Annotated in this window: 2 protein-coding genes; both read right to left on the bottom strand. The window is 68.2% G+C overall.

Annotation, left to right across the window (positions count from 1 at the left end):
• Positions 1-1,082, bottom strand: a 1,082-nt coding sequence (locus tag F1615_RS35370) for an alpha-amylase family glycosyl hydrolase (RefSeq protein ID WP_244328982.1), incomplete at its 3' end; no start/stop codon positions are given.
• Positions 1,079-1,701 (bottom strand): DUF3459 domain-containing protein (locus F1615_RS35375; protein WP_149553130.1); only part of this gene is annotated, 623 nt, incomplete at its 5' end. The genes F1615_RS35375 and F1615_RS35370, both read right to left, overlap by 4 nt.

A 1,701-nucleotide genomic window follows, 5' to 3' on the forward strand; every position in this document is an offset into this window, starting at 1 on the left:
ATGCCGATGTTGGCGCGCATGCGGGGGTCCTTGGCGTACTCCGCCCACATGTAGTCGCGTTCCTCGTCGGTGACCATCTCCAGGGTCAGCTCGTCGTGGTTGCGCAGGAAGATGCCCCATTGGCAGCCCGAGGGGATCGCCGGGGTCTTGGCCAGGATCTCGGAGACCGGGTAGCGGGATTCGCGGCGGACGGCCATGAAGATGCGGGGCATGACGGGGAAGTGGAACGCCATGTGGCACTCGTCGCCGCCGACGGTGTAGTCGCCGAAGTAGTCGACGACGTCCTCCGGCCACTGGTTCGCCTCCGCCAGCAGCACCGTGTCCGGGTACTGGGTGTCGATCTCCTTGCGCACCCGCTTGAGGAAGGCGTGCGAGGCGGGCAGGTTCTCGCAGTTGGTGCCCTCGGCCGCGTACAGGTACGGCACCGCGTCGAGGCGGAACCCGTCGATGCCCAGGTCCAGCCAGAAGCGCAGGGCCGCCAGGATCTCCTCCTGCACGCGCGGGTTCTCGTAGTTGAGGTCCGGCTGGTGCGAGAAGAAGCGGTGGAAGAAGTACTGCCCCCGCACCGGGTCGTACGTCCAGTTGGAGGCCTCGGTGTCGACGAAGATGATCCGCGCGTCCGGATAGCCCTTGTCGTCGTCGGCCCACATGTAGAAGTCGCCGTAGGGGCCGTCGGGGTCCTTGCGCGACTCCTGGAACCACGGGTGTTCGTCGCTGGTGTGGTTCATGACGAAGTCGATGATCACGCGGATCCCGCGCTGGTGCGCGGAGTCGACGAACTCCACGAAGTCGGCGAGGTCGCCGAAGTCGGGCAGGACGGCCGTGTAGTCGGCGACGTCGTACCCGCCGTCGCGCAGGGGCGACTTGAAGAAGGGCGGCAGCCACAGGCAGTCGACGCCCAGCCACTGCAGGTAGTCCAGTTTGGCGGTCAGACCTTTCAGGTCGCCGATGCCGTCGCCGTTGCTGTCCTGGAAGGAGCGGACGAGGACCTCGTAGAAGACGGCACGCTTGAACCACTCCGGGTCCCGGTCCCTGGCCGGTGTGTCCTCGAAGGTGTCCGGCACTGGCTCGTTCACGGTCATGACGCTCCTCGCCCTCCGATTCGCTGTGCGGCGGGCGGTCGCTGGACGTGCAGAACATGCGCGGGAGCCCGCCCCGGCTCCAGCCGCACGTAGTTGGCGCCGCCCCAGTGGTAGTCCTCGCCGGTGAGCTCGTCGCGCACCGGAACCGGCTGGTGCCAGTCCAGGCCGAGTTGCGGCATGTCCAGCGAGACCGTGGCCTCCTGGGGGTGGTGCGGGTCGAGGTTGGCGACCACGAGCACGACGTCGGTGCCGCTGCGCTTGCTGTACGCGATGACGGCGTCGTTGTCGGTCCGGTGGAAGCGGAGGTTCCTGAGCCGGCGGAGCGCGGGGTGCTCCCGGCGGATGGTGTTGAGCCGGGTGAGGAGGGGGGCGATGGTGCGGCCCTCGCGTTCGGCGGTCTCCCAGTCGCGGGGCCTGAGCTGGTACTTCTCGCTGTCGAGGTATTCCTCGCCGCCCTCGCGCAGGGGGGTGTTCTCGCACAGTTCGTAGCCGCTGTAGACGCCCCAGGAGGGGGAGAGGGTGGCGGCGAGGACGGCGCGGACCTCGAAGGCGGGACGGCCGCCGTGCTGGAGGTAGGCGTGCAGGATGTCGGGGGTGTTGGCGAAGAAGTTGGGCCGCA

The sequence above is a fragment of the Streptomyces marokkonensis genome (assembly GCF_008312835.1).
GTDB lineage: Bacteria > Actinomycetota > Actinomycetes > Streptomycetales > Streptomycetaceae > Streptomyces > Streptomyces marokkonensis_A.